Source organism: Mesorhizobium sp. M7A.F.Ca.CA.004.04.2.1, from assembly GCF_004022825.1.
Classification (GTDB): domain Bacteria; phylum Pseudomonadota; class Alphaproteobacteria; order Rhizobiales; family Rhizobiaceae; genus Mesorhizobium.
In genome coordinates this window covers 1-4,842 of the sequence record NZ_RZPH01000425.1, presented here as the reverse complement: position 1 = coordinate 4,842, position 4,842 = coordinate 1, and the positions used below count along the sequence as shown (strand labels likewise).

Annotated in this window: 4 protein-coding genes and 1 pseudogene; 1 reads left to right on the top strand and 4 read right to left on the bottom strand. The window is 63.4% G+C overall.

All coding sequences use genetic code 11. The annotated features are described in order from the left end of the window. From EN893_RS19125 to EN893_RS39345, 4 genes and pseudogenes are all read right to left on the bottom strand, one after another. A pseudogene (locus tag EN893_RS19125) lies at window positions 1–831 on the bottom strand (hypothetical protein); the annotation flags it as partial. 425 nt (window positions 832–1,256) lie between these two features. After that, window positions 1,257–1,472, bottom strand: a complete 216-nt coding sequence (locus EN893_RS19120; protein WP_127271747.1) for a hypothetical protein — start codon at window positions 1,470–1,472, stop codon at window positions 1,257–1,259. Window positions 1,473–1,540: 68 nt separating this feature from the next. Continuing rightward, complete coding sequence (locus EN893_RS19115) at window positions 1,541–2,209, bottom strand: hypothetical protein (protein ID WP_127271765.1); 669 nt, start codon at window positions 2,207–2,209, stop codon at window positions 1,541–1,543. A 13-nt stretch (window positions 2,210–2,222) separates the two neighbouring features. Then, window positions 2,223–3,545 carry a YadA-like family protein gene (locus EN893_RS39345; RefSeq protein WP_245456832.1) on the bottom strand — a complete coding sequence of 441 codons (1,323 nt, stop codon included), beginning with the start codon at window positions 3,543–3,545 and terminating at the stop codon, window positions 2,223–2,225. A 411-nt stretch (window positions 3,546–3,956) separates the two neighbouring features. Here EN893_RS39345 and EN893_RS19105 point away from each other — a divergent pair. After that, a partial coding sequence (locus EN893_RS19105) for a LuxR family transcriptional regulator (RefSeq protein ID WP_128361697.1) occupies window positions 3,957–4,842 on the top strand: 886 nt, incomplete at its 3' end.

Genomic DNA, 4,842 nt, shown 5'->3' with positions numbered 1-4,842 from the left:
GCCGTAGGCGGTGACATTCAGATCGCTGCCAGCAGGGACGGTCGGGCCTGAAAAGGTCACGGTACCATTCAGAATCGTATTGACGACATCGAGTTGTTGTCCGCCATTGACGGCATGGATGCCGTCGCCGGTGCCGCCAGTCACGTCGCCATTGGCGGTGATGTTCAGGGCTGCGGTCGCCCCCTGGTTGATCGCGGAAATGCCGACATTGGTGCCGCTCACTTTTCCGGTGGTGACGTCGGCATCCGAGCCTAGCGAATAGACGACGACGCCATAGCCATTGGCGCCGGTCGCCGTGATATCGCCGGTGGCGTTGACGGCGGTGGCGCCGTCGCCGGTATTGATGGCGGCGAGGCCGATCAGGGCGCCGGTCAAGGCACCATTGGTATCGATGGTCACCGCGCCACCCGGGTTCGCTCCGTAATGGGGAGGTGCCACCTGTGGAACCAGCGACACGACGCCAAGGCCGATGCCCGTCGTCGAGCTTAGCGCCGAAGAATTGGCATCGGTGTAGCTGACCGCGCCGCTGCCCAGTATGCCGAGCGCGAAGGGATCGCTGGTGGTAACGCTGAACCCCGGATCGGTGGTGACCGAAGGGTTGGCCGGAGCAAGGGCAAGGGCGATGAAGTCGCCCAGGTCGAGCGGCAAGCCGATCGTGGTGGGTACGATCTGGCCGGTGGTGTTGACGCCGGAGCAGACATAGTTGGGTGGCGCCGCCGGCGTGCAGGCGGCGTCGGCATTTTGGCCCAAGCCGAGCAGCGTCGCCCCGGCCATCGCCGTGCTGACCAGCAAGCGGTTGCGATAGCGACGATTGCGATCGTTGAGATTCATGTAGTGCCCCAGCCCCGATCCCGACAGATCGCCCTCGGCGGGAGCCGAAGCGATCGTCAGTGTTTCCTGCCAATGGCTGATCGAATGCCGCCGGCTTTCCTAGTCGTCAAATGACGACGGTCCGCCGCTTTGTGCCGCCAATGACCGCTTGCGGTGGCCGGACTGTTACATCGAGGATACACATTCCATTCGACTAATTTACCGGCGAGTGGGGCGACAAGCCGCACGAAAACCCGTCGGCCCGAGCTACCTTGCACAGCCAGCCATGTTGCCCCTTGCACAACATGGCCGGCAGCAGCAAAGAGCCGGCTTTCGAGCTTGATCCGAAGGATCAGCTTGTCGGCGCCGACGGTCCGCCTCTAGCCCGCGCCAACTGGCCGAGCCGACCATGACAGCGGTCTCGCCACGAAGCGCAGAAGGCACGATTAATCGAGGAGCCGATTTGGCTTGCCACCATCCATCTTGCTTTTGTGGATACGCTCCAGAATTGCGCGGGCAGCCTCGGCTCGCTCCTTCGGCCGCCCGGTCAGAAGCTGGCCTCCCAGTGAAGCCGGCATCTCCATCTCGCAATCCCAGACCGTCCATGCGTTGGTCGGGTCGAGTATGCAAATGTACCTCTGGAGCCTTTTTTCATCGGTCAACTCAGGTGCTCCCGACATCGAGGCTACGCACAGGACTTGGCAGGACCAGCGCATGAACACTCCACACGCTACGGCTTGACCGGTTTGGTCTCTTTCTTCGGCTGTACGGCCATCGACGGCCCCTCCGGCGGCGGGCCGGCGGCGTCCGGCTTCGACTGCTCTGCCACCGGCGTGTCGGGCGCTTGCGGGCCACCTGATGTCAGGTTGACGGACACGCCGTAGATCTTCCACTGCCGGTCAGTTGGCTCGAACATAAGCTCGAAATTGACCTGCAAGGGCACCGACGGGAAGAAGCCAGCCATATGCAGCATACCGTTCGGCTCGATCTGAGGCAGCAAGGTCAGCTGCGGCTCGAGCACCGCGACGGCACCGAAGTCGAGTGCCTGCTTGCGCTGGTTGGCGAAGATGTCGCCGAGCCCTGCCGCACTGTTGGCCTGGAAATTCGGCGAGCCGAGATCGCGCAAAACGGTGTAGTTACCGGTCTTGTTGGCTTGGTCGAGCGCCAAAAGCGCACCGCGGATCAGGATCAGCACCCCATTGCGGTCGATACCGGCAGGCCGCGCCGTCTTTTGCCCCACCCGCTTTTCCTTGGCTTGCGCATGCGCGGGCTGCGCAGGCACCGCGGCGGCCATCAGCGCGATGGCCAATGCGGCGAAAAAACCGCGGGCGCCCGAAGTCCGCCAACCGGGCGCCCGCCACTGCAACGGCACGGAATGCTGAAGCCCCAAACCCCGCATCATCCCGGCCGCGTCAGTTCAGTGTCCATGAGGCTCCAACGCTGACGCCGACATCGCCACGGCCGGTGGTTGCCGATACGGCGGCGTTCATGCGGAACTCCTCGCTGGTGTTGTAGCCAAGGCCGAGCGCCAGCCCCGATTGCCCTTTGAAATGACCGAAGCCGCCAGCCAGCGACAGTTTGCCGGGCCTGTCGTCGTAGCGCAGCCCCGCTGTCGCCAACGCCAGCGCGGTGCCGGCACGCGCTTCCGTGCGGGTTTCGCTGATCTCGCCGCCCAGGTTCTGGAAGCCGGACTCCAACGCACCGACGCGGCCGTCGAGAGCCGCGATGTTGTTTGGCAGGTCGTTCAACGCTGCGATATCAAAGGTGGATGTCGCCAGATTGCCGGCACCGTCCGTAGTCACCAGATGCGTGACGCCAACCTGCTCAGCCCTGCTGGCATCCGAGGCAACACCCGAAAGCGTATAGGTGTTCGTGGCACTGCCGAGCTTAACCTGGTTCGTGCGGTCGGTCACAATACCCTGGCCGATGGCGACGGAATTGTCGAGATTGGCCTTCGCACCGCTGCCCAACGCCAAGGCATTCGAGGCATTGGCCGCGGCGCCAGCTCCGACCGCCGTCGAATTCACCTGCCCATCGGCGGAGATGCCCGCCGAGGCGCCGCTGCCCAGGGCGGTGTTTGCCCTGTTCTGGAAGCCGTTTATTGAAGTTCCGCCGGTAATGGCCTGCGCTCCAACAGCGGTGTTGTTGTCTCCATAAGCCGATGCGGAATAGCCATTCGAAACCGAGTAATCGCCCAGTGCCTTGCTGCTCATTCCGGTAGCCGTTGCCCCTCCCTCGCCGGTGGATCCCTTCGCCTGGCTGTCGTAGCCTGTAGCCGTTGAACCGTAGCCCAGGGCCTTGCTCGCCGAACCGGTCGCAGTCGCATAGAGCGACGTGGCCTGGGCGCCCTGTCCCGTCGCGGTGGCATCAGGGCCCGACGCTATTGCGTGGTAGCCCGTGGCGGTGGACTGCGAACTCGTTGCTTCCGCATAAGCGCCTGTCGCCGTTGAAAGTCGGCCTGTCGCCTTGGAACTTGCACCGAACGCGCTGGAACCCAGCCCATTGGCCGTTGCGAAAGTCCCCACTGCGGTCGATATGTCCCCCTCAGCCTTGGCCAAGGTTCCGACAGCCGTAGCAAAGCCAAAGGTGGGGCTCGCCGGATCAGGCGGATTGGCGCTGGCCTGGGAGCCACACGCTAAGCTGTTCGGTCCGGAAGAGGTCGCACCACCATCGGTGCCGTCGTCTATCAGACAGCGATACTGCGCAAAGCCGCTGCCGGTCGTCAGCAGCAGCATTGTCCCCGCAAGCGCTAGTGACAGGCGAATTTTCAAAGAGAAAACCAACATCCACCCCCGAGAATGACGCCGCGGGGTTGCCTTGCACCAGACTTGATGCCTCTCCAGCCACCCCACAACGATTGTTTCGGCTCAGCGTTGGAAGAGATCCAACGAGCAATAAGCCGAACCTGACAATGGCGAGGCATCCCGAACAGTCGTCATATGACGACTGTTCGTCGCTTTGTCGGGTGGTTACGACCTTGTTGAACGAGGCTGTGACTCCAAAACCACAGATTAGTTTCTTCTAATACTTCGCGGGCTTGACCTGGAACCACTACAACTTGGCTGCACAGCGTCACAACTTGCGCGAGACGATCCGCATGTTTAGGCTTTCTCCCCAACGACAATCCTTGAACGCCGGAAGGGTCAATGGCTGACGTCAGCATCGAAGCGGTCTCCGCAGTGGTCGGCAAGGTCTATGAGGCCGCCTATGACCAGGGCCGCTGGCTCGATGCGGTCAACGGCCTGCGCGATCTGTTCGGCGGCTCGCGCTCCTGCATCGTGCGCATCAGCCCACAGACCTTTGACGCTGTTGCAACCGATTTCGATCCGGAGTTCACCTCGCCAAAGGGCATCGAAGCCCTGCTGCGCGATCCGCTCGCTGCCGCATCGGCCGCCTTGCCCCTTGGAGAGGTCAGTCGGTGGCCCCTGACGGAGGAGGTGGCGGCGTTCCGCCGCCGCGAACTCTGGCAGGACTGGCTGCGGCCGCGCGACATGTATCACGGCCTCGTCTCCAACCTGCTCTCGTCGAACGACTCGCACTGGATGCTCAGCATCGATCGCGGCCCAGGGCAGGAAGCCTTCGGCGCCGAAGACATCGACCTGTTGCGCAAGATCGTGCCGCACATGCGGCGCGCCGGACAGATCGGCCAGCAGTTGGAGAAAACGTCGGCCCTGGCGTCGGCGTTTTCGCATCTGCCATTCGGCGTGTTTCTGATCAACGGCCATCAGCAGATCGCACAGATGAACGGGGCCGCCGAAGCGATGTTGTCGCGGCCCGACAGTCCGTTGCGATTAAGGGATGGCACAATCGCGGCCGCCAGTGCCGAGGATACGCAGGAGCTGGAGCGGCTGGTTGCCGACGCCTGCTCGCTGCATGACGGGGTCATACCGGGCGTCGGCGGTACACTGCTGGTGCCGTCCGATCGCCGGCAATCCGACCTGGCGCGACTGGTGCTGTCGGTGGCGCCGTTCGTCGATGCCCGTGCCTATGGCCTGGCGTCCGAACGTTGCGCGGGGGTCATGGTGACGGAGG

Bases quoted from the DNA above. Each gene is read 5' to 3' on its own strand.
- EN893_RS39345 (WP_245456832.1), bottom strand. From the start codon at position 3,545: ATGCTGCTGCTGACGACCGGCAGCGGCTTTGCGCAGTATCGCTGTCTG.
- EN893_RS19115 (WP_127271765.1), bottom strand. From the start codon at position 2,209: ATGCGGGGTTTGGGGCTTCAGCATTCCGTGCCGTTGCAGTGGCGGGCG.